The 25,888-nt window shown below is 71.8% G+C and carries 18 protein-coding genes, 1 tRNA gene and 2 pseudogenes; 3 read left to right on the plus strand and 18 right to left on the minus strand.

Features of this window, described 5'->3' with window-relative positions; translation table 11 throughout:
* Positions 1-6: 6 nt before the first annotated feature.
* From KB893_RS03255 to KB893_RS03300, 10 genes and pseudogenes are all read right to left on the minus strand, one after another.
* Entirely contained in the window at positions 7-537 is a 531-nt protein-coding gene (locus KB893_RS03255) for a gluconokinase (RefSeq protein WP_246505270.1), read from the minus strand.
* A complete protein-coding gene (gene zwf / locus KB893_RS03260; protein ID WP_213173432.1) occupies positions 534-2,147 on the minus strand; it encodes a glucose-6-phosphate dehydrogenase in 1,614 nt (537 codons plus the stop codon). The genes KB893_RS03255 and zwf overlap by 4 nt, the downstream gene beginning before the upstream one ends.
* Positions 2,144-3,946: a glycoside hydrolase family 15 protein gene (locus KB893_RS03265; RefSeq protein ID WP_211927849.1), complete on the minus strand. Its 1,803-nt coding sequence runs from the start codon at positions 3,944-3,946 to the stop codon at positions 2,144-2,146. Before KB893_RS03265 ends, zwf begins: the two co-directional genes overlap by 4 nt.
* A 91-nt stretch (positions 3,947-4,037) precedes the next feature.
* The gene (locus KB893_RS03270; protein ID WP_213173481.1) at positions 4,038-7,181 is read right to left on the minus strand and encodes a discoidin domain-containing protein; all 3,144 of its coding nucleotides are present in this window, start codon (positions 7,179-7,181) and stop codon (positions 4,038-4,040) included.
* Positions 7,182-7,337: 156 nt separating this feature from the next.
* Entirely contained in the window at positions 7,338-8,174 is an 837-nt protein-coding gene (locus tag KB893_RS03275; protein WP_213173433.1) for a carbohydrate ABC transporter permease, read from the minus strand.
* Positions 8,171-9,052 (minus strand): carbohydrate ABC transporter permease, encoded by an 882-nt coding sequence (locus KB893_RS03280; protein WP_211926616.1) that lies wholly within the window; start codon positions 9,050-9,052, stop codon positions 8,171-8,173. Before KB893_RS03280 ends, KB893_RS03275 begins: the two co-directional genes overlap by 4 nt.
* Positions 9,049-10,383, minus strand: coding sequence for a sugar ABC transporter substrate-binding protein (locus KB893_RS03285; protein WP_211926615.1), 1,335 nt, complete (start codon positions 10,381-10,383; stop codon positions 9,049-9,051). Before KB893_RS03285 ends, KB893_RS03280 begins: the two co-directional genes overlap by 4 nt.
* A gap of 8 nt (positions 10,384-10,391) precedes the next feature.
* Positions 10,392-11,909: pseudogene (locus tag KB893_RS03290) on the minus strand (glucoamylase family protein); the annotation flags it as partial.
* A gap of 132 nt (positions 11,910-12,041) precedes the next feature.
* The gene (locus KB893_RS03295; RefSeq protein WP_211926613.1) at positions 12,042-15,020 is read right to left on the minus strand and encodes a TonB-dependent receptor; all 2,979 of its coding nucleotides are present in this window, start codon (positions 15,018-15,020) and stop codon (positions 12,042-12,044) included.
* Between the two features lie 70 nt (positions 15,021-15,090).
* A complete protein-coding gene (locus KB893_RS03300; protein ID WP_213173434.1) occupies positions 15,091-16,104 on the minus strand; it encodes a LacI family DNA-binding transcriptional regulator in 1,014 nt (337 codons plus the stop codon).
* Positions 16,105-16,435: 331 nt separating this feature from the next.
* Between KB893_RS03300 and KB893_RS03305 the strand changes: the two genes are divergently transcribed.
* Both KB893_RS03305 and KB893_RS03310 read left to right on the plus strand, forming a co-directional pair.
* Positions 16,436-16,705: a hypothetical protein gene (locus tag KB893_RS03305; RefSeq protein WP_211926611.1), complete on the plus strand. Its 270-nt coding sequence runs from the start codon at positions 16,436-16,438 to the stop codon at positions 16,703-16,705.
* Positions 16,706-16,784: 79 nt separating this feature from the next.
* Positions 16,785-17,060: an oxidative damage protection protein gene (locus KB893_RS03310; protein ID WP_211926610.1), complete on the plus strand. Its 276-nt coding sequence runs from the start codon at positions 16,785-16,787 to the stop codon at positions 17,058-17,060.
* A gap of 28 nt (positions 17,061-17,088) precedes the next feature.
* On the opposite strand, the gene KB893_RS03315 is transcribed toward KB893_RS03310, so the two are convergent.
* Positions 17,089-17,583 (minus strand): DUF6491 family protein, encoded by a 495-nt coding sequence (locus KB893_RS03315; RefSeq protein WP_211926609.1) that lies wholly within the window; start codon positions 17,581-17,583, stop codon positions 17,089-17,091.
* Between the two features lie 155 nt (positions 17,584-17,738).
* Between KB893_RS03315 and KB893_RS03320 the strand changes: the two genes are divergently transcribed.
* A tRNA-Phe gene (locus tag KB893_RS03320) sits at positions 17,739-17,814 on the plus strand.
* 50 nt (positions 17,815-17,864) lie between these two features.
* Here the strand turns inward: KB893_RS03320 and KB893_RS03325 are convergent.
* The 7 genes and pseudogenes from KB893_RS03325 to ftsY form a co-directional block, all read right to left on the minus strand.
* Positions 17,865-19,208 carry an APC family permease gene (locus KB893_RS03325; RefSeq protein WP_377730850.1) on the minus strand — a complete coding sequence of 448 codons (1,344 nt, stop codon included), beginning with the start codon at positions 19,206-19,208 and terminating at the stop codon, positions 17,865-17,867.
* On the minus strand, positions 19,205-19,933 hold the full coding sequence (locus KB893_RS03330) for a L,D-transpeptidase family protein (protein WP_246505354.1): 729 nt from the start codon (positions 19,931-19,933) through the stop codon (positions 19,205-19,207). Before KB893_RS03330 ends, KB893_RS03325 begins: the two co-directional genes overlap by 4 nt.
* 118 nt (positions 19,934-20,051) lie before the next feature.
* Positions 20,052-21,149 (minus strand): dipeptide epimerase, encoded by a 1,098-nt coding sequence (locus KB893_RS03335; RefSeq protein ID WP_211926607.1) that lies wholly within the window; start codon positions 21,147-21,149, stop codon positions 20,052-20,054.
* Positions 21,146-22,579 (minus strand): SH3 domain-containing protein, encoded by a 1,434-nt coding sequence (locus KB893_RS03340; protein ID WP_213173435.1) that lies wholly within the window; start codon positions 22,577-22,579, stop codon positions 21,146-21,148. The genes KB893_RS03335 and KB893_RS03340 overlap by 4 nt, the downstream gene beginning before the upstream one ends.
* Positions 22,580-22,795: 216 nt before the next feature.
* Positions 22,796-23,872, minus strand: coding sequence for an A/G-specific adenine glycosylase (gene mutY / locus KB893_RS03345; RefSeq protein ID WP_211925599.1), 1,077 nt, complete (start codon positions 23,870-23,872; stop codon positions 22,796-22,798).
* The gene (locus KB893_RS03350; RefSeq protein WP_213173436.1) at positions 23,862-24,944 is read right to left on the minus strand and encodes an AsmA family protein; all 1,083 of its coding nucleotides are present in this window, start codon (positions 24,942-24,944) and stop codon (positions 23,862-23,864) included. The genes mutY and KB893_RS03350 overlap by 11 nt, the downstream gene beginning before the upstream one ends.
* Before the next feature lie 10 nt (positions 24,945-24,954).
* Positions 24,955-25,839, minus strand: a pseudogene (ftsY, locus tag KB893_RS03355) (signal recognition particle-docking protein FtsY); the annotation flags it as partial.
* Positions 25,840-25,888 lie beyond the last annotated feature (49 nt).

Here is a 25,888-nt window from a genome sequence, read left to right on the forward strand (position 1 = left end):
CGCGTCTCAGTCGCCCGCGGTTTCGAGCACGCGCCCGACCAGGTCCTGCACCGGCCCCAGCGGCGCGACGACGACGGCGCGCTCGTCGGCCGCGGGCGGCTCCAGCGTCGCCAGCTGGTCGGCGAGCTGGGAGGGCGGCATGAAGTGGCCGCGGCGCGCGCGCATGCGCTGCATCAGCGTGTCGTGGTCGAGGTCGAGGTGGACGAACAGCACCTCGTCCGGCGCGGTCCGGCGCAGGCGCTCGCGATAGCTGCGCTTCAGCGCCGAGCAGGCCACCACCACCGCGTTGCCGGCCGCGCGCTCGCCCTCGATCCAGGCGGCGACGGCGTCCAGCCACGGCGCCCGGTCGGCGTCGGTCAGCGGCACGCCGGCGGCGAGCCGGGCGCGGTTGGCAGGCGGATGCAGGTCGTCGGCGTCCAGCAGGCGCCGGTCGAGCCGCTGCGCCAGCGCCTCGGCCAGCGTGCTCTTGCCGGAGCCGGACACGCCCATGACGACGAGGACCGGCGCGCCGGGCAGGAGGTCGCGCGAGGCGCTCATCGGCGCGGCGTCCGCGTCTTCCGCGCGCCGCGGCGCTGCTCGTGCGCGCTGCGGTGCGGCGGCGGCCGTCGCCCCGGCGTCAGCGTCCGCCACGCGCGGCCGTCGAGCGCGAGCAGGGCGTCGGCCGCGGTCGGTCCCGCGGTGCCGGCAGCGTAGTTGGGAAAGTCCCCCGGCGGCTGCGCGGCCCAGCTTTCGAGCACCGGCTGCACGATGCGCCAGGCCGCATCGACCATCGCCGCGTCCTGGAACAGCCCGGCCTCGCCGCACATGCAGTCGTGCAGGAGGCGCTCGTAGCCGACGCTGTGCTCGAGCGGGAACCAGTCGCGGTAGCGGAAATCCATCCGCACCGGCGCCAGCGCCACGTTCTCGCCGGGGCGCTTGACGTCGAACTGCAGCGAGATGCCTTCGTCGGGCTGGATGTGCAGCACCAGCCAGTCCGGCCCGTAGCCGCCGACCGCGGTCTGCCGGAACGGCGCCAGCGGCGCCGGCTTGAAGCGGATCGCGATCTCCGTGGTGCGCTCGCGCAGGCGCTTGCCGGTGCGCAGGTAGAAGGGCACGCCGGCCCAGCGCCAGGTGTCGACGGCCAGGCGCATGGCGACGTAGGTCTCGGTGCCCGAGTCCGGCGCCACGCTGTCCTCCTCGCGGTAGCCCGGCACCGCCGCGCGCGCGATGGCGCCGGCCGCGTACTGTCCGCGCACCACCTCGTCGGGCGTCAACGGCCGCACCGCCTCGATCACCTCCGAGCGTCGCCGCGCCATCGCCTCGGAGGTGAAGGCCGCCGGCGGCTCCATGGCGATCATCGCCAGCAGCTGGAACAGGTGGTTGGGCACCATGTCGCGCAGGCAGCCGGTCGGCTCGTAGAAGCGGCCGCGGCCCTCGACGCCGATCGTCTCGGCCGCGGTGATCTGCACGTGGTCGATGCGGTCGCGGTTCCAGACCGGCTCGAACAGGCCGTTGGCGAAGCGGAAGGCGAGGATGTTCTGCACCGTCTCCTTGCCGAGGAAATGGTCGATGCGGAACACCTGCGATTCGTCGAGCTGCGCGGCGACCACGGCGTTGAGGTCGCGCGCGCTCGGCAGGTCGTGGCCGAAGGGCTTCTCCACGATCACCCGTTTCCAGCCGCGTCCCTCGCCCTCGGCCACCAGTCCGGCGTGGCCCAGGGCTTCAGTCGCGGGCGCGAAGAAGCGCGGGGCGCTCGCGAGGTAGTAGAGCGTGTTGCCGCCGGTGCCGTAGCGCGGCGCGAGGTCCTCCAGCAGCGCCGCCAGGGCCCGGTAATCCTCGCGCCGGGTGAAGTCGCCGCGCAGGTAGTGCATGCGTCGGCTCAGCCAGCGCCAGGTGCCGGCGTCGATGCCGTCGGCCTCGAACTCGGTCGCCGGGTCCGCCGCCTGCGCGCGCAGGGCGTCGCCGATGGAGCGCCGCCAGCTGCGTTCGCTGATGTCGCCGTGGTCGAAGCCGACGATGGCGAAGCCGTCGCCCAGCCGCCCGGCGCGGCGCAGGTTGTAGAGCGCCGGCATGACCAGGCGGTGGGCGAGGTCGCCGCGCGCGCCGAACAGCACCAGGACGCAGGGCGGCGCCTGCTCGCAGGGCGGATCGCCGATGGCTGCCTTCATCCGTGCACCTCCTTGCTGCTGGCGCGCTGGGCGCGCGCATGTTCCAGACGGTAGGCGGCATTCACCAGCGCCACGTGGGAGTAGCCCTGCGGGAAGTTGCCGAGCATGCGCCGACCGCGCGGGTCGTATTCCTCGGCGAGCAGGCCGACGTCGTTGCACAGCCCGGCCAGGCGCTCGAACAGCGCCTCGGCGTCCTCGAGCCGGTCCATCATCACCAGGCACTCCACCAGCCAGAAGCTGCAGGCGAGGAAGGTGCCCTCGCCCGGCGGCAGGCCGTCGCGGGCATGGGTGTCCGCGCGGTAGCGCTCGACCATCCCATCGACCGTCAGCCGCTGCTCGATCGCCGCGACGGTGTTCACCACGCGCGGATCGTCCGGCGGCAGGAAGCCGACCAGCGGGATCACCAGCAGGGCCGCGTCGAGCCGGTCGGAGCCGTAGCTCTGCACGAAATGGCCGTCCGCATGCACCGCATTGGCCAGGATGTCCGCATGCACCTCGCGCGCGAGGGTGGCCCAACGGGCGCGCTCGGCGTTGGCGAAGGCCGCGGCCGGATTGCGCGAGGCGCGGTCGAAGGCCAGCCACGACAGTACCTTGGAGTGGGTGAAGTGGCGACGCCCGCCGCGCACCTCCCAGATACCCTCGTCCGGCTCGCGCCAGCGCTTCTCCAGCTCGCGCAGGAAGGCGCGTTCCAGGTCGTAGCCGTGCCGGGCCGGCGCCATGCCCTTGCGCTCGGCGAGTTCGAGGGTCGCGATCAGCTCGCCGTAGACGTCGAGCTGGAACTGTTCCGCGGCGGCGTTGCCGATGTTGACCGGGCGCGAGTTCTCGTAGCCGGGCAGCCAGTGCGCGTCCCACTCCGCGAGGCGGCGCTCGCCGGCGACGCCGTACAGCGCCTGCAACTGGCCCGGCGTGCCGGCGACGGCGCGCTTGAGCCAGTCGCGGAAGGCGATCGCCTCGTCGCGGTAGCCGGCGTTGATCAGCGCGACCAGCACGAAGGTGGAGTCGCGCAGCCAGCAGTAGCGGTAGTCCCAGTTGCGGTTGCCGCCGATTCGTTCGGGCAGCGAGGCCGTGGGCGCGGCGACGATGGCGCCGGTCGGCAGGTAGCTGAGGCCTTTCAGCACCACCAGCGAGCGGCGCACCAGCTCGCTCCAGCGTCCGGCCCGGGTGCAGCGTCCCGACCACTCCATCCAGAAGCGCTCGGTGCGGGCGAACGCGTCCTCGGCATCGATCGCCGGCGGCAGCTCCAGGTGCGAGGCACCGTGGCTGAGCACGAACGAGACCGTCTCGCCCTCGGCGACCTCGAACGCGGCTTCGGTGTTCAGGTCGTGCCCGTGCAGGGCGACCGGCGTGCGCACCACGATCTGGTCGGGCCCGGCCACCGCGCAGATGCCGCCGTCGATGCGGGTGACCCAGGGAACGCGGCGCCCGTAGCCGAAGCGGACCACGAGTTCGCTGCGCATGCGCACGCGGCCACGCAGGCCGCGGACCCGGCGAACGAGGTGGCTGTGGTCGTGGCCGTTGTGGCTGGCGACCATGAAGTCGATCACCTCGACGACGCCGGTATCGGTCTCGTGATGGGTCTCGAGGATCAGGCTGCCGTCGCGGTAGCGGCGCCGGCTGCGCGTGGCTGCCGCGGGGGCGAGCAGCCAGCGCCCGTGGTCGCGGGTGCCGAGCAGGGCGGCGAACAGGGCGTCGGAATCGAAGCGCGGCAGGCACAGCCAGTCGATGGAGCCGTCCCGGGCGACCAGCGCGGCGCTGCGGCAGTCGCCGAGCATGGCGTAGTCCTCGATGCGCGCGGACATGCGCTCTCCCGTTGGCGTGGACGGGCAGTGTCGCCGCGGCGGCGTGAGCGCGGCTTGATCACGCCGCGGACACGCTGCCGCCGCACCGGCCTCACTCGGTGCGGGCGTTCTCGATCACCACCTGCGCCGGAAGCTTGCGGATGCGCAGCTCGTCGCCGTTCCAGCCGGCGGGCTCGCCGTTGATGGTGGTGGCGCCGGGCAGGGTCGCATCCGGCCAGCGCAGCACGATGCCGCCCTCGGGCAGCTCGATCCCGCCCGGGATGTCGAGCAGGGTGCGCCCGTCGGCGCGCCGCAGGGCGTAGCTGAACTCGCCGAATGGCGTGCGCAGGCGGTTGATGGCGATGCCGTCGCCCTCGAGCCAGGCCGCGGGAATGCCGTCGGCCACGACCAGGCTGGCATCCGCGTCACGCTCGTAGGCGAACAGGTCGAGCGCCGACCGGATGTAGTCGGAGGCGACCCAGCCGTGCGGCATGTCGCCGATGAAGCGCGGCTCGCGGTACTCGCGCGAGACCACTTCGGCCCACTGGTTCCAGGCGCCCGGACGGCGATCGGCGAAGAAGTAGTCGAGGAGCTCCTGCGCGCGGTGTCGCCAACCCAGGCGCACGAAGGCGGCGACGTTGCGCAGCTCGTAGGGCGTGTAGGCCTCCCAGTCCTTCTCGCCCTCGCGGCGGGCGACGAACTCGTCCCAGTAGCGCCGGAAGGTGCCCAGCAGCAGTTCACGCGGCAGCGCCGCCGCCTCGCCGCCGGGCGACAGCGCGATCGTGGTCGAGGTGGCGTCGAAGTCGCCGAGGTCGGCGGCACCGGGGATGTAGCCGATGTCGTGCAGCTCGGCGGCGGCGCGGATGGAGTCGTAGAGGTCGGCGCGGAACGCGTCGCGCGACGCCGCCATCCACTGCGCGTCGTCGGTCCCGAGCGTCGCGGCCATGCGCGCGGCGTCCTTGTAGCCCTTGAGCGCCCAGAAGTCGTCCCAGTACGAGTAGGCGGGTTTGGCCGAATAGCCCTCGTGGCTGATCGACGGCGGCATCAGCCCGTACTGCGGGCGACGGCCGGGCTCCAGGTTGGCCTCGGTACGCTCGGAGGCGCGCAGCTGGTCCATGTAGCGGGTGGCGGCCTCGACGTGCGGCCACATGCGCTCGAGCAGGTCGCGGTCGCGGCCGTAGCGCCAGACCTCGGAGATCAGGTGGATCAGCTCGCCCTGGCTGTCGTTCTCGACGACCGGGTCCGAGCCGCGCACGTCGACGCAGCAGGGCACCTTGCCGTTGTCGAACTGGTAGGGCGCGTACCACTCCAGGAACTCGCGCGCGGCATCGACGTGCCCCATCCGCACCAGGCCCTCGGAGGTCATCGCGCCGTCGCGGATCCAGGAGCGCGCGTAGGAGCGCGTGCCGGGCCGGATCATCGGGCCGTCGCGATTGATCAGGATGTGCGCGAGCGCCGTGCGCAGGGTATCGGCGATGCGCTGCTGTTCGCGCGGCAGGTGCACGGCGACGCGGTCGAGCTTCTGCTTCCACTGGTCCTCGACCCGGGCCTGTTCCAGGCCGAGGAAGCCGGCGACGTCGTCGCCGGCGTCCAGCGGCAGGGGCTGCCCGGACAGCGGGATGTCGAGGCCGAATGTGCGCGTCGCGTACGGTTCGAGCCGCACGCGGTAGAACATGACGCCCGAGGCGAGGCCGGTCTCGTCGTTGACCTGCTGCGCGGTCGGGCGCGGGATGTCGGCGAGGTGACCGATCGCCATGCCGGCATCGAACGCGGTGGCGAAGAAGCCGTCCGGCTGCTGCAGCGGCACGATCCGCGGCCGCCCTTCGGCGCGCACCGCGACGCCGTCCCAGGCCAGCGCGGTGAGCGGGCTCGCCCCGCCCGGCGTGGTCAGGAACTGCACCGGGTGGTTGACCTGGAACGGGCGCACCGCGAGCGCCAGGGTCAGGGTCCTGGCCTCGCCGGTGGCGTTCTCCAGGGTGTAGCGCGCGAGCATCCGCGACTCGTCGCGCTCGCCGGTGGCGAAGGCGGTGGTGGTGAGGTTCACCCCGTCGTGGGTCCAGCGCACGCTTGGGATCGGCATGTAGCCGCGCGCCAGCGTCTGCACCGGCTCGACGTCGGCCCAGGTGACCAGCCGGCGCTCGGCGTCGAGCAGGAACGGCTCGACGGTGATACCGCCGCGCTCGATCTCCAGCGCGCCGTCCTCCGACATCAGGCCCTGCTGCGGGCCGCCGTCGATGCCGACCAGGGTCCAGTAGCTCTGCTCGTCGTAGAAGCCGCGCGGGAACAGGCCGCGCGGCATCGATTTGGCCATGTCGGCGATCATCGCGTTGCGGCTGGCGCCGAAGGCGATGTCGCGCACGGCGACGTCCTCGAGCGCGTAGGCCGCGCCCGGTCCGGCATGCATCGCCAGCCGCACGTAGCGCGCCTCGGCCTCGGGCAGCTGCAGCCAGTCGCTGCCGCCGTCGCCGGTCCGTACCCGGCGCGCCTCGCGCCACTGGCTGCCGTCGTCGGAGAGCTCGACGTCGTAGTCGCCGGCGTGCAGGCCTTCGCGCCAGCGCAGGGTCAGGCCGCCGAGTTCGCGCAGGTAGCCCAGGTCGAGCGTCAGCGTCTGCTCGCCGCCCGCGGCGCTGGTCCAGGCGGTCGCGGTGTCGTGGTCGCCGGCGTCGGCGGCGGCGCTGCCTTCGGCGCTCGAGCTCGCCTCGAACACCGGTGCCGGCGGCACCTCGGGCGGCACGGGCAGGGTCTGCAGCGCGAGCTGGTCGAAGCAGACCTCGCCGCGCCCGCCCTGGCTGGCGTACACGGTGAACTCCACCTGCGCGCTCTCGCGCAGGCTGCGGTCCTCGCGGGGACCCCAGGCGAAGTCGATGTGGCGCTTCTTGTAGCGCACGTCGGTCCACTCGGTCGGGACCTGGGTCTCGGGTCGGTTGACCCACCACACGTTGTCGCCGCTGTCGTCGATCAGCTTGAACTGCAGGTCGTTGACCGGCGCCTGCCCGCGCATGCGGAAGGAGAAGGCGTAGTTGTCCGGGTAGTCGAGCGGCAGCCGGCGGCGGATCGCGGCATGGCCGGAGACGCCGTTGAAGTCGTAGTCCAGGCACAGCGCGCGGCCATCGGGCGTGTCGACCTGCCGCAGCGCGGCGTCGACCTGGTCGGACGCGGTCGCCTCCCAGGCGCCGACGTCCTCGAAGTCGTCGATCACCCGGACCGGGCCGGGCTCGCCGACCTGCGCCGCGGCAGCCGCGCTGCCGGTGGCCAGCAGCGCGGCGATCGCCAGGCGCGACAGGCGCAGCGGGACGGGACGGAATCGTGGGTTCGGGGGCAGGAACACGCGGATCTCCTGGTCGCGAGGGGGCGGGCGCGGCGGACGCGATGCTCCGTCCGGTCCCGCCCGCCCGGAGTGAACGGCGGGTGGTCAGCCCTTGACGCTGCCCAGCAGCAGGCCTTCGATGTAGTGCCGCTGCAGCAGCAGGAACAGCGCCAGCACCGGCAGTACCGTGACCACCGCGCCGGCCATCATCATCTCGCTGTCCTGCACGTGCTCGCGCGAGAGCGCGGCCAGCGCCACCGGCAGCGTGTAGTTCTCCTGGTCGGTCAGCACGATCAGCGGCCACATGAAGTCGTTCCACGCGGCCATGAAGGTGAAGATCGCCAGCGTCACCAGGATCGGCTTGAGCACCGGCAGCACGATCTGGCCGAAGATGCGGAACTCGCCGGCGCCGTCGATGCGCGCGGCCTCGAGCAGCTCGTCGGGGATCGAGCGCGCGTACTGGCGCACCAGGAAGATGCCGAACACCGTGGCCAGCATCGGCACGATCACGCCACCGTAGGTGTTGACCAGCCCCAGGCCCTTCATCATCAGGAACAGCGGCAGCATGGTCACCTGCGCCGGGATCACCAGCGCGCCGAGCATGGTCTTGAACAGGCCCTCGCGGCCGGCGAAGCGCAGCTTGGCGAAGGCGTATCCGGCCATCAGGTTGAAAGCCAGCGAGATCAGGGTGATCGCGCCCGACACCAGCAGGCTGTTGAACAGGTAGCGGCCCATGCCGGCGCGGGCGAACAGCTCGGTGTAGTTGTCGAGCGTCGGCGCCTGCGGCAGCAGCGGCGGCGGGAACTGGCTGGCCTCGCCCTGCGCCATGAACGACACCGACACCATCCACAGCAGCGGCGCCAGCGCGATCGCGGCGAGACCCGCCAGCAGGCCGTTGATCAGCGCGCCGGTGAGGCGCGAGGCGCCGACCTGCCGGCTCATGCGTAGCCCCGCTTGCGCGCGATGCGCATCAGCACGGTGGTCACGGTCAGGATGATCGCGAACAGCAGGAAGGCCACCGCCGAGGCACGGCCCAGGTTCCACCACTTGAAGCCTTCCTCGTACATGAAGTACAGCACGCTTACCGTGCTCTGCAGCGGGTCGCCCTGGGTGATCACGTAGGGCTCGGCGAAGAGCTGGAAGTAGCCCGACAGGGTGATGATGCTCACCACCAGCAGCACCGGCGCCAGCATCGGCAGGGTGATGTGGCGGAACTGCTTCCAGGCGCCGGCGCCGTCGATGCGCGCGGCCTCGTAGAGATCGCCGGGGATGGCCTGCAGGCCGGCGAGGAAGATCACCATGTTGTAGCCGAAGTTCTTCCACACCGCGAACAGGATGATGGTCGGCATCGCCCAGCGCGGGTCGCCGAGCCAGTCGACCGGATCGATGCCGACCAGGCCCAGGCCGTAGTTCACCAGGCCGTAGCGGGTGTGGAACAGGTAGCGCCAGATCACCGCCACGGCGACGAGCGTGGTCACCACCGGCGCGAACAGCGCGGTGCGGAAGAAGCCCTTGAAGCGCGCCACCTGCGAGTTCAGCAGCATCGCCGAACCCAGCGACAGCGCGATCGACAGCGGCACGCCGACCACGACGAAGTAGAAGGTGTTGCCGAGGGCCTTCCAGAACAGCGGCGTGCGCAGCAGTTCCAGGTAGTTGTCGATGGCGACGAAGCGCAGGTTGCGCAGGTCGGCCAGCGCATAGAGGTCGAAGTCGGTCGCGCTCAGCACCACGGCGGCGGCGACCGGCACGGCGAAGAACACGCCAAGCACGATCATCGCCGGCGCGACGAACATCCAGCCGGCCAGGTTGTCGCGCCTCATGCGGCGTCTCCTTCCTGCGCACGCTGCGCTTCCTGGTCGAGCACCCAGCGGCGCTTGGCGAGGATGCCGTCGACGCGGCGGTCGATCTCGGCCGCGCCTTCCTCGACCGTGTACTGGCCCGCGACCACGCGCTCGGCGATGCGCTGCATCTCGGTGACGATGCGCTCCCACTCGGCGACCTTGGGCGTGGATTCGACCCGCTCGAGCTGCTCGCGGAACGCCGCGGCATGGGGGTCGTCGGCCAGCGAGGGGAACTCCCAGGTCGAGCGGCGCGGCGGCAGGTCGCCGGTGAGCGCGTGGAAGCGCTGCTGCACCGCGGGCTCCGAGAGGTATTCGATCAGCGCCCAGGCCGCGTCCTTGTGCTCGGAGGAGCGGAAGATCACCAGGCTGCTGCCGCCGGCGCTCGACAGGCCGGGGCCGTCCTTGCCGGGCAGGGGCGCGGTGGCCCAGTCGTCCTGCTGCGAATCCGGCAGGCGTTGCTGGAACTCGGCGATGTTCCAGGGCCCGGAGACGTAGAAGCTGTAGTAGCCGTTGCCGAACTCGTTCCAGACGTTGGAGATCTGGGTGTTGGCGGCGACCGGGGCGAGCCGTTCCTCGAAGATCGAGGCGTAGAGCGCGAGCGCGTCGCGGAAGCCCTGCGAGCTGAAGTTGCCGTAGCGGCCGTCGTCGCGCAGCAGCGGTTCGTCGGCCTGCAGGCCGAAGGCGAGCAGCTGTTCGAACTCGTTGAGCGGCAGCAGCGCGGCGAAGCGGTCGGGGCCGACCTGGGCCTTGATCGCGCGCATCTGCGTCATCCACTCGTCCCAGGTGGTCGGAGGATGGTCGAAGCCGGCCTCGGTAAGCAGGTCGCGGCGATAGAAGAACAGGCGCGTGTCGACATACCAGGGCACGCCCAGGGTGCGACCGTGGATGACGTTGGTGTCCCAGATCGCCGGGAAGTAGTCGCCGGCATCGACGGTGGCCGACGCGGCCACGCGGGCATCCAGCGGCTCGAGCGCGCCCAGCGCGTCGAACTCCGGCACCCAGGTGTTGCCCAGCGGCACGATGTCGGGCAGGGCGTCCGCGGCGAAGGAGGTCATGAGCTTCTCGTGCGCCGACTTCACCGGAAGCTGCTGCAGCTCGACCCGGATCCCGGGATGGCGCGCCTCGAAGTCCGGGATCAGCTGGGCGACGACCTCGCCCTCGCGGCCCATGACCCAGAAGTCGAGGGTGACGACGTCGGCGTCGCCGCGGCCGCAGCCTGCCAGGGTCGCGCACGCGAGCGCGAGCGACAGTCCGGCGCGCGCGCGGTTCGTGAGCGCCGGGCGTCGCGGCGTGATCGTCCTCGCGGCCATCCGGGTCAGTCGTTCCGCGGCGCGGGAACGTGCGGATCCGGCGCGGTGTCCGGGGCCTGCGGCGCGTTCACCGGCTCCAGCCAGCCGCCGCGGAAGCCGGCCCGGACCAGGCCGGTGCGGATGTGCGGGTTGTTCCGCATCACCTCCCACACGAAGTCGTCGCGGTAGTTCTCGATCATCGCCAGGATCGGGCCCTGGTCGATGCCGATGTACTGGCTGGCCACCCAGCCGAAGCCGGGGATGATCTGCCCGGTCTTCAGCTCGACGTTGTCGTAGCGGAAGCTGCGGTTGAACGAATCGAGGAAGCCGTAGTCGGCGTAGATCTGGTCGCCGTAGAGGTCATGCATCTCCTGCACCGCCGGGATCACGATCTCCGGCGCGAACGGCAGGGATGCCGCCGCCGCGGTCGGCGCGATGGTGCCGTCGTCGAACTCGTCGGGGAAGCCGATGCCGCCGCGCGCGGAGTAGTGGCGGAACTCGCGGGTCTCGCCCTGGTAGGTCTCGGTGGCGACCTGCGGCCCGTCGCTCGCGGTCAGGCCCCAGATGTTCTCGCCGTAGCCCTGCCAGCGCATCGGGTTGTCGATCGCGTAGGCGCGCTGCGCGTAGGTCGCGCGGCGGCTGTTCTCGAAGTAGTCGAAGCCGCGCTCGCGCATGTAGCGGTCGCGGATGCCGCGGAAGTCGACCCAGACGTGGCTGTACTGGTGGCCGAAGTGCGGGCCGAAGCCCAGGTGCTGCTGGTCCTCGTACAGGCCCCAGGACCGCTCGTAGGTCCTGGTCCAGGCCTGCCAGGCCTCCGGGGCGATCGGGTGGGTCGGCGAGGCGAGCGCGAGCAGGTAGACCAGCATCGCCTCGTTGTAGCCCTGCCAATCGTTGGCGATGGTGCCGCTCTCGGGGAACCAGCCCATCGAGATCAGCGGCGGGCGCTCCTGCAGGAAGCTCCAGTCCACGCGCCGGTAGATCGCCTCGGCGAGCTCGCGGATCTCCGCTTCGTCGGCGCCGTCGCCGCCGTAGTAGGACTGCGCGAAGAGCACGCCGCCCAGCAGCAGCGCGGTGTCGACCGAGGAGAGCTCGACCCAGCTGTCGTAGCGCGTGCCGCTGTCGAGGTGCAGGAAGTGGTAGTAGAAGCCCTTGTGCCCGGCGGTGCCGGATTCCTCCGGGCCCATCGGCGCATCGTGCAGGAAGCGCAGCGTGGTCAGCGTGCGCTCGCGCGCCTGTTCGCGGGAGACCCAGCCGTGCTCGGCGCCGATCGCGTAGGCGGTCAGCGCGAAGCCGACGGCGGCCACGCTGGAGAAGGGCTCGTCGTAGGGATAGCGGTCAGGAACCAGCCCGTTGTCGGGGTTGGCGGTATCCCAGAAGTATCGGAACGTCCTTTCCTGCAGATCCTCGAAGAGGGGCGGCAGGGGAGGGCGCTCGGTATCGGCGACCTCGTCCTGCCGCGGTTCCAGCGCGGGCGTGGCGCAGCCTGCGGCGAGCACGGCGAGGGCGGAGGCGAGGACGGTGGCGGCGAGTCGGTGCATGGCGGTCACAGGGCTCTGTAATCGTTTACATCGGCGAATTGTCGATCCTTGTACGACAGGCGTTCCGTCGAAAGGTTTACATCGCGATGTTCAGGAGCGTGAGAAACCGGCCGCCGCGCCGGGCGGCGGCCGGTGCAGCGCTTACCAGCTCATGCCGAAGGTGAGCTTGAAGGTGCGGGTGGGCAGCAGGATCGCGTCGCCGTTCCGCGTCAGGTAGTCCTCGTTGTACACGCCCGGATCGCCCTTCCACGTCTCGTAGCTCGTGTAGTTCCGCGCGTTGGTGACATTGAACACGTCGCCGCGGATGCGGAAGCTGAAGTCGGTGCCGGTGTAGAACACCTTCTCCAGCGCGAGGTCGAGCTGCTTCTGCCCGAAGGTGGTGTCGGGCTTGACCGACTCGAAGAAGCAGTTGGCGTTGTCCGGAGCGTCGTAGCAGTTGGTCGCGGTCAGGTAGTTCGGCGTCGCCAGCACGAGCTTGGCCGAGCCGGTGATGCCCCAGGGCAGGTCGTAGATGCCGGTGGCGACCAGGCGGTGCTTCGGGATGCCGATCGAAGGGTAGAACGGCTGCCCTTCGAGCGTCGGGTAGTCGAAGAAGTAGTGCTCGTCGGTCGCGGCGGCGTTCTGCCGGTTCTCGGACGAGTCGCTGTAGGTGTAGGCGAAGGTGACACCCCAGCCCGACGCCTCGGTGTAGGGCTTCTCCGCCGACAGCAGGACCGAGTTCAGTCGCGTCTCGACGCCGTTGTCCAGCAGGATCAGGCTGCCGTAGCCCGGGATCGGCTGACCCCATGGCTGGCCGCCGTAGGTGCCGCCGTTGTCGCGGAACTCGCCGTCGGCGAAGCGGTTGCCGAGCCGGTAGTAGACGCCGTCCTTGCTCTCGACGTGCGAGATCGTGCCCGACACGTTCCAGTCGCCCCAGGTGTCGCGGATGCCGAGGCTGAACTGGTCGGAGTAGGGCACCTTCAGGTCGTTGTTCAGCAGGTCGATCTCGCCGCCGACGTTCGGATTGGCGGCCGCCAGCTCGGCCAGTGCCGCGGGATCGTAGAAGGACTCGTCCCAGTTGACGCAGGTCGTCTGCGTGGCGGGATCGCAGGGCCGGATCGGCGAGTTGAAGTCGTAGGCGTAGCGGACGAAGCCGAAGCGAGCCTGCTCGAGCTGCAGGTAGTCGAACAGGTTGCGGTCGTAGGAGCGGCCGGCGCCGCCGAAGATCACCCGCGACTCGTCGGCGTCCTCGCTGATGTCGTAGGAGAAGCCGAAGCGGGGCGCGAACGCACCGTCGAAGTTGTCGCGGTTGCTGCCGGTGCTGATGTAGTCCTCGATGTCGTAGTCGGTGTCCTGGATGTTGGCCCAGTTGCGCAGGGCCTCGACCAGATCCGGCGGCGTCTCGAAGTCGGTGTAGGCGGGCGTCTCCTCGTAGTCGTAGCGCACGCCGAGGTTCAGGGTCAGGCGGTCGGTGACGTCCCAGTCGTCCTGGAAGTAGATGCCGTACTGCTTGTTGTCGGACTCGATGGCCGGGTTGCCGCCGGGCAGCGTGGCGCCGAACTCCACCCGCGTCGGGATCGTCAGGCTCTCCTCGAGGCTGTAGTAGTACTGCGGGTTGTAGTTGATCTGCTCGAGCGCGCGGACCTTGACCTGCTTGTACTTGATGCCGGTCTTGAAGGTATGCCCTTCGAGGCCGAAGTAGCTCAGGTCGTTCTGGAAGGAGTAGCCCTCCTGGCCCTTGTCCTGGTAGTCGGCGCTGCCACCGGTGCGCAGCACGACCAGCCGCTCGCGCTCGCCGCGGTCGATGGTGTACTGGCGGCCGAACTCGTTGACCGCGGGCAGGCCGATGCGGGTCGCGTCCTCGTAGGTGAGGTGCGCGTCGTTCAGCCAGTTCAGGCCGCTGAACTGGTAGCGCAGGTCGACGCGGGTCTCGGTGTTGTCGGTGTTGCTGGCGAAGCTCGACACGTTCGGGCCGTTGCCGGCGCCCTGGCTGTCGGTCTCCAGGCGCTTGCGGAAGGTCAGCTCGACCAGATGCTCGTCGCCGGGGATGAGGCTGAGCTTGCCGAAGTAGAGGTCGGAGTCGAACGGCGCGTTGAAGACCCCGGTCTGCTCGCGGAGTTCGGGCGGCAGGTCCTCGATGGCGTAGCTCTCGCCGGGGATCACGTCGCGCGGCGAGACGATGCTCTTGTTCTCGTAGGCGACGAAGAAGTGCAGGAGGTCCTTGACGATCGGGCCGCCGAAGGTGACGCCGTACTGCTCATCGACCGACTCCACCTTCTCGCCGTTCGCGAGCTCGGTCGGCGTGGAGGCGCGCCAGCCGTCGGCGGTGCGGTCCCAGAAGAAGTCGCCGTGGAATTCGTTGGTGCCGGACTTGGTCACCGCGGTGACCGCGGCGCCGCTGATCTGGTCGTACTCGGCCTTGTAGTTCGAGGTGATGACCTTGTACTCGCCGATCGCCGACTGCGGGAACGGGTTGCCGCGGCTCTGGTCCTGACCGGAGACGCCGCCCTTGAGCACGTAGTTCTTCTGGCCGACACCGTCGATGAAGACGTTGATCGCATTGGACGATTGCGCGCCGCTGCGCAGCTGGCTGGTGCCGTTGGCCGAGGTGATGAACTGCACGCCCGGAACGGTGTCGGCGAAGGCCAGGAAGTTGCGCGAGGCCTGCGGAAGCGCGTCGATCTGCTTCTGCGAGACGTAGTTCGCGACCTCCGAGGTCTTGGTTTCCTCGATGCGGGTGCCGGTGACGGTGATCGACTCGAGCGTGGTCGCGTCGGAGCTGGCCTGCGCCTGCTCGCCCGCCACGGGGACGTCGAGGGTCGCGGTCTGGCCGATGCGCAGCTGCACCGTGCGCGAGCCGGCCTGCCCGCCGGCGAGCACCGTGACCTCGTAGGTGCCCGGCGGCAGGCCTGGAATGAAATAGCTGCCGCCGGCGTCGGCGGTGACGCTGCGCGACAGGCCGGTGGCGGTGTTGCGGACCTGGACCTGCGCGTTGGCGGCGGCAGTGCCGCCGGCGGTGACCTGGCCGCGCAGTGTGGCCGAGGTGCTCTGCGCGTAGCTGTCGGTGGGGAAATACATGGCCGGCGCGAGCGCGCCGATCATCGCGGCGAGCGCGCACTTCCTGATGTTGGGGTACTTCATGACTGGAACCCTCCCAAGGGGGAAACAAAGGTGGCTTACATCGGGGGACGTTGTTGTTGTTCGTCTTCGATCAGCGGGTGGATGCGGAGCCGGCGCCACAGCTGGCGCGCACGACCAGTTCCGGCGAGACCGTGTGGGTCTCGACCTCTGCAACGGTGGACTCGGTGACGACGGCGATGAGCCGGTCCATGGCGTGCCGGCCGAGGTCGGCGATTCGTACCCGGCACGTGGTGAGCGGCGGGTTGACGAAGCGCGAGATCGGGATGTCGTCGAAGCCGGCCAGCGCGATGTCGACGGGCACGCGCAGCCCGGCAGCGGCGAGCGCGAACAGGCAGCCGATCGCCATGCTGTCGTTGCCGGCGAAAACCGCGTCGGGACGTCGCGCCATCGCCGCGATCGCCTGTCCGGCGCGGTGTCCGGATTCCTCGGTGAACCCGCCCGGGAGAACCTCGGGCTCCTGATCGGGCGCCAGTTCGGCGAGGGCGTCGCGGTAGCCGCGCAGGCGCTCGGCGGCCTCGAAGTTGTCCTGCGGGCCCGCGATGTGGGCGATGCGCCGGTGGCCGAGCCCGATCAGGTGGCGCACCACGGCCTGGGCGCCGCCGTAGTTGTCGACGCTGAAGCTCGGCACGCGCTCGTCCGCGCACTGCGTGTTCATGACCACGGTCGGCAGGCCGGCACGCAGATGCGTGCCGAGGAATGCGGCGTCGGCGTAGGGCGACATCAGCAGCAGCCCGTCCACGCGACCGTGCAGGGCGCGGATCGCGGCCGCGGCCTCGGCGGCATTGCCGTGCGAGCTCGACACCATGAGGTGCAGGCCGTGCGCGCGCGCGGCGAGATCCAGGCCGCGGATCAACTCGGAGAAGAACTCGCCGTAGAGCTCGGGCAGCAGCGCGCCGACGGTGTGGGTGCGGCGGGTGATCAGGCTGCGCGCCATGCCGTTCGGCGCATAGTCGAGGCGCTGCGCCGCCTTGAGCACGCGCGCGCGGGTCGCGTCCGACATGTTGCCGCGGCCGTTCAGTGCCCGGGACACGCTGGCGACCGAAACATTCGCCTCCCGCGCGACGTCCTTGATCGTCGCGGTCATGGCGCGCAGCTGGAATCGTGGGAGCGCATGCGGCGCGGACTGTAAACGTTTTCATCGGCAAGTAAAGAAAACGTTGGAGCCGTGATTGTTGCGTTGCAAAAGAAATTGGTGCAGCGTCACCGAAACCGCTGATCCGGATCAGGAAGTTCTCTGCTGCGTCGTAGCAATCCCTTCACGCGATCCATGGCGGAATGCTGCGGAGCGGCACGCGAAGAGCGCGGTCTCGACGGGTGTCACACCACCGACCTGCAATCAACTCAAGCCCTTCACGGCGTTTGTTACAGCCTCCTTCCAGGTCCCGCATCCGGGACAACCGAACAGGATCGAACTGATGGACACCAAAGCTTGGAGTGTTGTGCTGGGCCCGGCCGGCACCTGGGGTGTCAAGGACGGGAGCGGCAGCTTCGTTCCCTGCGGAACCCGCAGCAGGGCGCTGCGCACGGCGGTCAACAACGCCCGCAACCATCACGACGTGCCCGAATGTCGGGTGGTGATCCGGATCCAGCGTCCCGATGGCACCTGGGAGCGCGAGCGGCTTCCGTCGGAGTTCGCTGGCGAGACTCCCACTCCCATCAATCCCACGCTCGCGGCCGCCGGCTGAGGTCGTCGCCTGGCTTCCGCGGGGGCGCACGGCGTCCTCGCGGCCGACGGCGGTGCGCCGCTCGCTTACACTGGCCGGCATGAGCCGCACCGTCTTCTGTACCAAGTCGCAGACCGAGGCCGAAGGTCTGGACTTCATCCCCTGGCCCGGCCCGATCGGCCGGCGCATCTACGACGAGATCGGCAAGGCGGCGTGGGCGGATTGGCTCGCGCACCAGACGATGCTGATCAACGAGAACCGGCTTTCGCCGCTCGACCCGAAGCACCGTGCCTTCCTCCAGGCGGAGATGGAGAAGTTCCTGTTCGGGGGCGGTGCGGATAAGCCTGCGGGCTACGTCCCGGTCGAACCGGCCTGAGCCGGCTCGTGCCTGCCCGCGGGCAACGCTAGCCTTCGGCGTCCTGTCCCAGCGTCGCCGGGCGCTCGCGCGCCTCGACCGTGCGCTGCATGTCGTCGCTGCGCCGCGCGATCTCGCGCAGCTGCGCCACGTCGACCGGGCGGATCCGCTCGATCCTGCAGGGGATCTCGCGGCGGCCGGTGAGCACGCTGTCGAAGCGGGCCGATACGGTGTTGACGCTCGAGGTCAGCCCGATCGCAGGGGTGTACGGAAGCTCGTTGCACGGCCCGCTGACCTCCAGCAGCCAGGCCTGGCGCGGACTGGTGTGCACCGCCAGCGCCCGGTCGCCGAGCGGCTCCCAGGAGGAGAGCGAGAAGTAGCGGAAGGAATCCACCGGCGCGCCCGCGGCCGCCTCGTACTCGGCCAGGCGCGCGGCGTCGCGGTCCCGCGGGGAGATGCTCGAGCAGCCGGCCGCGACGGCGATGGTGGCGGACAGGACCAGTGGGAGCGCGCGCGCGGCGCGGGTCGAGGCACGCAGGGGCATCGGTGGATCTCCGGTGGCGTTGATCTGCATACGAGCCTGCGCGCCAGCGCGTCGCGGATGCGTCTGCGGCCGCCGGCGACTTCGCGCCATGTGCTTGCCGCCGGCGCGGGCGCTCGCTAAGATGCGCGGCTCGCACGGGCGATGACCGTGCGGATGGCCGGGTAGCTCAGTTGGTAGAGCAGGGGATTGAAAATCCCCGTGTCGGGGGTTCGATTCCCTCCCCGGCCACCATCGTTTCAAGGGTCTGCGAGCGATCGCAGGCCCTTTTTTCTTGGTCGGCTTCATCCCTCGCCTGGGGGCCCAGGCCGGCGCCAGAAGCGGTAGATGGCGGCACCGACCAGGAGGGCGAGGCCGACGGCGAGCAGGTTGGCGAGGCTCGCGCTCGCGAAGAGCACGGCCGTCAGCAGCAGGGCGGACACCGGGATGAGCGGGCCGCCGGGCAGGCGCAGCACGCCCGGCCGGTCCGGATGCCGTCGACGCAGCACCAGCACCGCGGCGGCGGTGGCCATGTAGGCGCACAGGCGGGTCAGCGTCGACAGCAGGGCGAGGCCCACGAACGATCCGGTCAGCGCCAGCACCAGCGCCAGCCCGCCCTGCACGACGATCGCCAGCGCCGGCGTCCGATAGCGCGGCGAGATGCGCGAGAAGGCGCGCGGCCCGTAGCCGTCGACCGACAGCGCGTAGAGGAAGCGCGGCCCCAGCAGCATGGTGTTGCTGTTGGTGCCGAGGATGGAGACCGCGGCACCGACGGTGATCAGCAGGGCGAAGCCCTCGCCGGCCAGCCGCGCGCCGGCATCGGCGACCGGGGCGGACGACTGCGCCAGGCCCGGCAGCGTGCCCTGCGCGACCAGCTGCACCGCGGCGTAGACCAGGGTCACCACGGTGATCATGGTGAGCAGGGCGAAAGGCACGTCGCGGCGCGGGTTGCGGTATTCGCCGGCCGCGGCGGGCAGGTTCTCGAAGCCGGCGTAGGCGAACAGGAGCAGCAGCGCCGCCTCGCTCATCGTGCGCAGGTCGCCGGCATCGGGTGCCTTGCCGGCGCCGGCCAGCCCCCAGTCGATGTGGAAGGCGCCGATCGCCACGAACAGCAGCAGCGGGATCAGCTTGCCCAGCGTCATCGCGACCCCGGCGCGTGCCGCCCAGCGCACGCCCACCACGTTGAGCGCGGTGAGGAGGGCAAGCGAGCCGGCGACCACCGCCATCCGGCCGGCGCCGTCGGCGGCAGCGGGCCAGAACCGCTGCACCGCGTCGGCGAGCCCGTTGCTCAGGGACGCGGCGACGGCCACGCGGGTCAGCCATACCGTCCAGCCGACCTGGAACCCCACGAACGGGCCGAACGCCTCGCGCGCGTACAGATAGCTCGCGCCCGGCGCGTCGAAGTAGCTCGCCGCCTGCGCGTAGCACAGCACCAGCAGGCCGACCGCGCAGCCTGCGAGCAGGACCGCCCAGACGCTCAGCGGGCCCAGCAGCAGGAATACCGTCGCCGGCAGCAGGTAGATGCCGCTGCCGACGACATCGTTGATCGACAGGCCCAGCACCTGCCAGCGCCCGACGTCGCGCGCGAGGCCGCCCAGCGCCGGGTCCACCGGCAGTGCGCTGTCGCCGGCCTCCGGGCCGGCGCTCACGGTGCCGCGCCCGCGGGCAGGCGCCAGGCTTCGCGCAGGCGCCGGTACTCGGACTCCGGAAGCAGCACGAACACCGGCGCCGCCTCGCGCTCGAGCCAGCCCAGCAGCGTCTGCATCCGCGGCGCGGCCATGGCCGTGCAGCCCGCGGTCGGCGTGTCGGGCGAGTCCCAGAGGTGGGCGAAGATGCAGCTCCCGGCCCCGGCGCTGGCGTCGGGGTTGTGGTCGATGACGAAGCCCGCGCGATAGCGCTGGTCGCCGTCGGCGTGGATGTCGCGGCGCATCGGCTCGGTGGCGCCGGCGACGGCGGCCTCGCCGACCGCGGCGCTGTCCACGATGCGGTTGTAGAGCGGCGAGCCCGGCACGTCGACGCACCAGTCGGTGGCGGTCATCGCGCGGTAGCCGAGGCCGCTGGCGACCGCGTCCGCGTCCGCGTAGCCGAAGGCTGCGCCGATCGCGAAGGCGCCGGCGGGGCTGCGGCCGTCGCCTTCCCGCTTGTGCGGACCGCCGGACTGCCGTGGATGCAGGCCGATGCCCCAGGCCGAGCCGGCACGGCCGAGCACCACCTCGGCGCCGCCTCCCACCGCCTGCCAGGCCGCGTCCGGCGCGTGGCGCTGGTAGGCGTGCAGGCGGCCGCGCGGAGCGTCCCAGTCGGCGCTCACCACCAGGACCAGCTGGCGCGCGTCCGGCCACGGCCCGCCCTGCGCGGCCACGGTTCCGCCGAGCATGGCGGACAGCAGCACTGCCGCGACGCGCCGCCAGCGCGTGCGCGGGGAGCGGGAAAGGGGCTTGGTTCGGATGTCCATCGGGCGAGCCTACGCGCAAAGCGGCCGGTGGCGGCGTGCCTCAGTCCGGCAGCGGCGCCAGTCCGTGCACCGCGCGGATGCCCAGGCCCGGCGCGTCGGCGAGGCGGATGTCGGGGCCGTCGAAGATCGCGCCGCCGTCGAGCGGGTCGCGGGCGCACAGCGAGGGGCCGTCGAGGTCGACGCGGCCGATGACGGAGGCGCGCGCCGCGGCCACGTGCGCCGCCGCGGTCACCCCGATGCCCGACTCGAGCATGCAGCCGATCATGCAGCCGACGCCGTGCATCGCGGCGATGTCGGCCACGCGCAGCGCATCGCCGATGCCGCCGGTCTTCATCAGCTTGATGTTGATGAGGTCGGCGGCGCCGCGTCGGATCACCTCCAGCGCCTCGCGCGGGCCGAACACGCTCTCGTCCGCCAGCACCGGCGTGGCGATGCGGCGGGTGACGTGCTCGAGCGAATCCAGGTCGTCGGCCGGCACCGGCTGTTCGAGCAGGTCGAAGGCGAGGCCTTCGTCCTCCAGCTCGCGCAGGGTCCGCACCGCCTGCGCCGCGCTCCAGCCCTGGTTCGCGTCCAGCCGCAGGCGCGCGCGCCCGCCCACGGCCGCATGCACGGCGCGGATGCGCGCGAGGTCGGCCGCGGGCTCGCGCCCGAGCTTGACCTTCAGCACCTCGAAGCCGCGGTCCAGGGCCGCCAGCGCATCGGCGACCATCGCCCCGGTGTCGCCCGCGCTGATGGTGATGTCGGTGGAGAACAGCGCCGGGCCGCCGCCGAGCAGCCGATACAGCGGCGCGCCGTGGAGCTGGCCGAACAGGTCGTGCAGGGCGATGTCGACCGCGGCCTTGGCGCTGCTGTTGCCGTCGAGCGCGGCGGCGACCAGGCGCGCGTTGCGGTCGAGATCGGCCACCGCCGCGCCCAGCAGGCGCGGCCGGATCGCGTGGCGGATCGCGCCGACGATCGACTCCACCGTCTCGCCGGTGATCGGCGGCGTCGGCGGCGCGGCGCCGCGACCCACGTGGCCGCTGTCGGTGTGCAGCTCGACCACCACTTCGACGACCTCGTCGACGCAGCGCAGCGCGGTGCGGAACGGCACGCGCAGCGGGACCCGCAGCAGGCCCAGGCGGAGGTCGACGATCCTCACCGGGTCGCCGGGGCGTCGGGCCGCGGGCGCACGATGGCGTGGATGCGCTCGAGCAGCGGTGTGCCTGCGTCGGCGCGCAGCGGCTCCAGCGCGGTCACCGCGACCTGGTTGAGCGGGATGCGCAGCAGTTCGCCGTCGGTCCCGCTCACGCCGACGCCAGCGACGTCGTGGATCACCCAGGTCATGCCGTCCTCGTGGCCGATCACCATCATCACGTGGCCGGGGATGTAGAGCAGGTCGCCGACCCGCGCCTGCGCCAGCGCCGCACGGAGGGCGGCGCGGTCGCCGTCGGCATCGAATCCGGTGCGCGCGAACGCCGGACTCGTCGCCTGGTCGCCGGTATTGCGCGGCAGCACCACGCCCATGCTGCGGTAGACCTCGGAGACGAAGCCGCTGCAGTCGCGAGCCTCGAAGGCATGGCCCCAGCCGTAGCGCTCGCCGAGGAACTTGAAGGCCTGGCGGAGCAGGTTGGCCGGATCGAGCGGCAGGGGTGCGTCGGCGACATCGGCGGTCGGCGGCAGCAGCGCCGGCGCGAACGCGAGGCCGCCGTCCGCATCGCGTACCGGCAGCTCGATGACATGCCCGCGCCAGGCGCTCTGGCCGTCGACCGCGCGCTGCGCCGGCCAGTCGGCAAGGCGCGGGACGCGCACCCCCATGTCGAGCTGCAGCGCGGACAGGGCCGGCCGCTGCGGGTTGAACACGGTGCGTGCGGTGGCGCCGGTCACCACCAGCGCGGGCTCGCGGCGGCCGTAGCCGAACACCGCCTCGCGCGTGCCCAGCGCGATGTCCGCCGCGCGCGCCCAGGCGCTGTAGCGATCGCTGGCGACGAACAGCCACTCGCCGTCGGCGCTGGCGTGCAGCGCCGCGACCGCGTCGCCGGGGAACAGTGCCGACTCCTGGAAACGGTCGATGTCGGTATCGCCCGGAGTCGAGAACGCCCGCAGCGCGCCCGGGAAGGTGCGCAGCGCGGTGCGCCGCACGGCGAGGCCGAAGCGCGGCGCGACCGTCGCGGGCACGCGCTGCAGCGCGGTCGCCGCGAGCAGGGCGTCGAGGTCGGCACTCGGGATGATCTCGCCGCGCTCGTCGTAGAGCGTGCGCGTCGGGCGCGTCGACAGCGCACGGATCCGGGCCGCGACCGCGGCGCCGTTAAGCTCGACCGGAAGTGCGGCGATGTCCTCCACCGAATCGTCCAGCGCCACCAGGCGCGCGTTCTGCGCGGCGATGGCGTCCGGCGGCGCCGCAGCTTCGGCGTCGGCGGCGCGCGCGATCCAGTGGGCGGGGTCGAGCTGCTCGCGCGACGGCAGGATGCGGTCGACGGCGTCGTCCGCGCGCACCTGCCCGGCGACGAGCGTGGCAACGGCGAGCAGCAGGCCGGTGGCCATGCGGCGCAGGTGCGAGGTGGCGTGGGGAGCGGAGCCTGCTTCGATCATGCGGGAAGCATAGGGACGACCCCGGCGCGCCGCGAGCCGCGCGGAGCGGACAAGCCCCGAAGGAGCGGCTTCAGCCGCGACCGGTGCGGCGCGACCTCATCCGTCGGGACCGGAGCCCCTCCCGCAGGGCGAGGCGCGATCCGGCGACGTGGTGCCGCGGTCGACGGCAGCCGGCGGTCGCGGCCGAAGCCGCTCCTCCGGAAGGCGGCGGGGCCGTCACGACACCGCGATGCCGCCCAGCAGGCGGCGCACGGGCGCGGGGAGGCCGACCTGGTCCAGCGCGGCCAGCGGCTGCCAGCGCACGCCGTCCTCGGCCACGCGGTCGATCGGGCCCGCGCCGCGCCACAGCACCGGCTGGATGCGCAGGCGGTAATGGCTGAAGCCGTGCTCGATCGCCGGCAGCGGCTCGCCGGCGTCGAACTCGACGCGGGCATGGCGCGCCAGGGCGCGATGGGCGGCATCCGCATCCGCCGCCTCCGGCAGCGACCACAGGCCCGACCAGATGCCCGCTGGCGGGCGTCGTTCCAGCAGCAGGCGCCCGTCCGTATCGATCACCACCAGCATGGTGGTCTCGCGTTGCGGCAGCGTCCTGGCCGGCTTCGGCGCCGGGATTTCCGCGGTCGCGCCTTCGCGGCGGGCGACGCAGGCGTCCTGCAGCGGGCACAGCACGCAGGCCGGGTTCTGGCGGGTGCACAGGGTGGCGCCGAAATCCATCACCGCCTGGGTGTAGTCGGCCAGGCGCGTCTGCGGGAGATGGGCCTCGGCCAGCGCCCACAGTTCGAGCTCGACCGCGCGCGTGCCCGGCCAGCCGCGGATGCCGTGGTAGCGGGCCAGGCTGCGCTTGACGTTGCCGTCGAGGATCGGGAAGCGCAGGCCGTGCGCCTGGGCGAGGATCGCGCCGGCCGTGCTGCGGCCGATGCCGGGCAGGGCCAGCAGCGCTTCGATGTCGCGCGGCAGCGCGCCCTCGTGCAGCGCGACGCAGCGCCTCGCCGCGGCATGCAGGTTGCGGGCGCGGGCGTAGTAGCCGAGGCCGGCCCACAGCGCGTGCACGGTGTCGGCGTCGGCGGCGGCCAGATCCGCCAGGTTCGGCAGCGCCTGCATCCAGCGCTCGAAGTAGGGCACGACCACGCGCACCTGGGTCTGCTGCAGCATGATCTCGCTGACCCACACCCGGTAGGCGCTGCGCGGGTGCTGCCAGGGCAGGTCGTGGCGGCCGTTGACGTCGAACCAGCGCAGCAGGCGCGTGGCGAAGTCGTCCGCGGCGACGGGCAGGGCGGCGGCGTCAGTCGCCATCGGCGTCCGCCGGCGTGGCGTCCTGCAGTTCGACGACCACGCCGCTCGCGCGCACGCCGGCGGTCTCCAGCACCGGGATCTCGACGCGGCCGCGCAGCGGCGGCAGCGGCGAGGCCGTAGGCGCGTCCAGCCACTCCAGCACCGCGGCGGGCGCGGCTTCGATCCGCGCCTGCGCGTCGTGCCGGGCGAGCTCGATCCGCAGCGCCCCGGCCAGGTCGGGCCCGCCGTCGTAGCGCAGCGCGAACGCGAGCGGCGTCGCATCGGGAGACGAGGGCGCGGCGTCGTCTGGAAGTGGAAGGACGGGCCACTCCCGTGGCCAGTCCTCAAGCCGGCCCTGCAGCGCGAGCCGGATCGTCGCGCCCCAGCGCAGCATCCCCTCCGTCTCGAGCGCGGGCAGGGGCGAGGGCGCGTCGAGGTCGAGGCGCAGGGCGTCGAGCAGCAGGTCGCCCGCGGGCGTGGACGGCGTCGCCGCGAGCACGACCTGGATCGGGTAGAGGCGGTCGCCGCCGACATCCACCACCGCCGCGGCCTCGACCCGCGCGGGCGCGCCCGGGACCAGTTCCGGCAGTTCCAGCCGCAGCGCCTCCAACGCCCATCCGGCGCCGCGCACGCGGCCGTTCTCGATCTCGAGGCCGTCGGTCAGCACCGGCAGGTCCAGGCCGGTATCCGGCCCGGCGGGCCGGGCGTCCAGCCAGCGCCGCAGCGCATCCACGTCGAGTTCCGGCGCGACCAGGCGGATCCGGGTGACGGTGACCGGGCCGTCGCCGCCGCGCAGGGTCGACCACGGCAGCGCCAGCTCGATCCGACGCGCACGCAGCAGCGGCGTCGCCTCGCCGGGGACGGTCGCGGTGAAGCCGGGCAGCACCAGGCGCGGTTCCGGGCGCAGCGCGTAGTCGACGGGAGCATCGGTGGCGAGCTCCAGGCCCAGCGCCTCGCCGGCGCGGCCCAGGATCAACGGCGTGAGCCGTTCCGGCTGCAGCAGGCGGCCGAGGAGGCCGACGGCGACGAGGCCCAGCGCGGCGAGGATCGCCAGCGCGATCAGCCAGCGGCGGGCGCGGCGGCTCGTGGGCACGGCGTGCGCGTCAGGACGCCAGGGTCTCGGGCAGGAGCACGTCGACGAAGGCCTCCGGATCGAACTCGCGCAGGTCCTCCAGCCGTTCGCCCAGGCCGACGAAGCGGATCGGGATCGCGAACTCGCGCGCCAGCGCGAACAGCACGCCGCCCTTGGCGGTGCCGTCGAGCTTGGTCACCACCAGGCCGGTGACCTTCGCCGCCTGGTTGAACTGGCGCAGCTGGTTGAGCGCGTTCTGGCCGGTGGTGCCGTCGATGACCATCAGCGTCTCGTGCGGCGCGCGCGGGTCGATCTTGCCGAGCACGCGCTTGATCTTGCCCAGCTCCGACATCAGCCCGGCCTGGGTGTGCAGGCGGCCGGCGGTGTCGCAGATCAGGATCTCGGTGCCGCGCGACTTCGCCGACTGCAGCGCGTCGTAGGCGACCGAGGCCGGGTCGGCGTTCTGGCCCTGGGCCACGACCGGCACGCCGTTGCGCTCGCCCCAGACCTTGAGCTGCTCGACCGCGGCGGCGCGGAAGGTGTCGCCGGCGGCGAGCATCAGGCCGCGGCCCTCGTTCTGGAAGCGGTGCGCGAGCTTGCCGATGGTGGTGGTCTTGCCGACGCCGTTGACGCCGACGGTGAGCAGCACGAAGGGCTTCGCCTCGGGGTCGATCCGCAGCGGCTTGGCCACCGGTGCGAGCAGGGCCATCAGCTCGCCGCGCAGCGCACGCACCAGCGCGGGCACGTCGGGGAATTCGCGCGCGTTCATCCGCTCGCGCAGGTCGTCGACGATGCGCGTGGTCGCGGCGACGCCGACGTCGGCGGTGATCAGCGCGGTCTCGATCTCGTCGAGCAGGTTCTCGTCGAGCTTCGCGTTGCGCGTGAACAGGTTGGCGAAGCCGCGCGCCAGCGCGCTCTTGGCGACCGGCTGCGCGTAGGCGGCGCGGGCCTCGGCACGCGCGGCC

It is taken from the genome of Coralloluteibacterium stylophorae (assembly GCF_018122625.2).
GTDB classification, from domain to species: Bacteria; Pseudomonadota; Gammaproteobacteria; order Xanthomonadales; family Xanthomonadaceae; genus Coralloluteibacterium; species Coralloluteibacterium stylophorae.

Coding starts and splice junctions, on each gene's coding strand:
- KB893_RS03310 (WP_211926610.1), top strand. CDS start 16,785: ATGAGCCGCACCGTCTTCTGTACCAAGTCGCAGACCGAGGCCGAAGGT.
- KB893_RS03275 (WP_213173433.1), bottom strand. CDS start 8,174: ATGAGCCGGCAGGTCGGCGCCTCGCGCCTCACCGGCGCGCTGATCAAC.
- KB893_RS03295 (WP_211926613.1), bottom strand. CDS start 15,020: ATGAAGTACCCCAACATCAGGAAGTGCGCGCTCGCCGCGATGATCGGC.
- KB893_RS03340 (WP_213173435.1), bottom strand. CDS start 22,579: ATGATCGAAGCAGGCTCCGCTCCCCACGCCACCTCGCACCTGCGCCGC.
- zwf (WP_213173432.1), bottom strand. CDS start 2,147: ATGAAGGCAGCCATCGGCGATCCGCCCTGCGAGCAGGCGCCGCCCTGC.
- KB893_RS03330 (WP_246505354.1), bottom strand. CDS start 19,933: ATGCTCGGCGGAACCGTGGCCGCGCAGGGCGGGCCGTGGCCGGACGCG.
- KB893_RS03315 (WP_211926609.1), bottom strand. CDS start 17,583: ATGCCCCTGCGTGCCTCGACCCGCGCCGCGCGCGCGCTCCCACTGGTC.
- KB893_RS03280 (WP_211926616.1), bottom strand. CDS start 9,052: ATGAGGCGCGACAACCTGGCCGGCTGGATGTTCGTCGCGCCGGCGATG.
- KB893_RS03300 (WP_213173434.1), bottom strand. CDS start 16,104: ATGACCGCGACGATCAAGGACGTCGCGCGGGAGGCGAATGTTTCGGTC.
- KB893_RS03285 (WP_211926615.1), bottom strand. CDS start 10,383: ATGGCCGCGAGGACGATCACGCCGCGACGCCCGGCGCTCACGAACCGC.
- mutY (WP_211925599.1), bottom strand. CDS start 23,872: ATGGCGACTGACGCCGCCGCCCTGCCCGTCGCCGCGGACGACTTCGCC.
- KB893_RS03265 (WP_211927849.1), bottom strand. CDS start 3,946: ATGTCCGCGCGCATCGAGGACTACGCCATGCTCGGCGACTGCCGCAGC.
- KB893_RS03305 (WP_211926611.1), top strand. CDS start 16,436: ATGGACACCAAAGCTTGGAGTGTTGTGCTGGGCCCGGCCGGCACCTGG.
- KB893_RS03255 (WP_246505270.1), bottom strand. CDS start 537: ATGAGCGCCTCGCGCGACCTCCTGCCCGGCGCGCCGGTCCTCGTCGTC.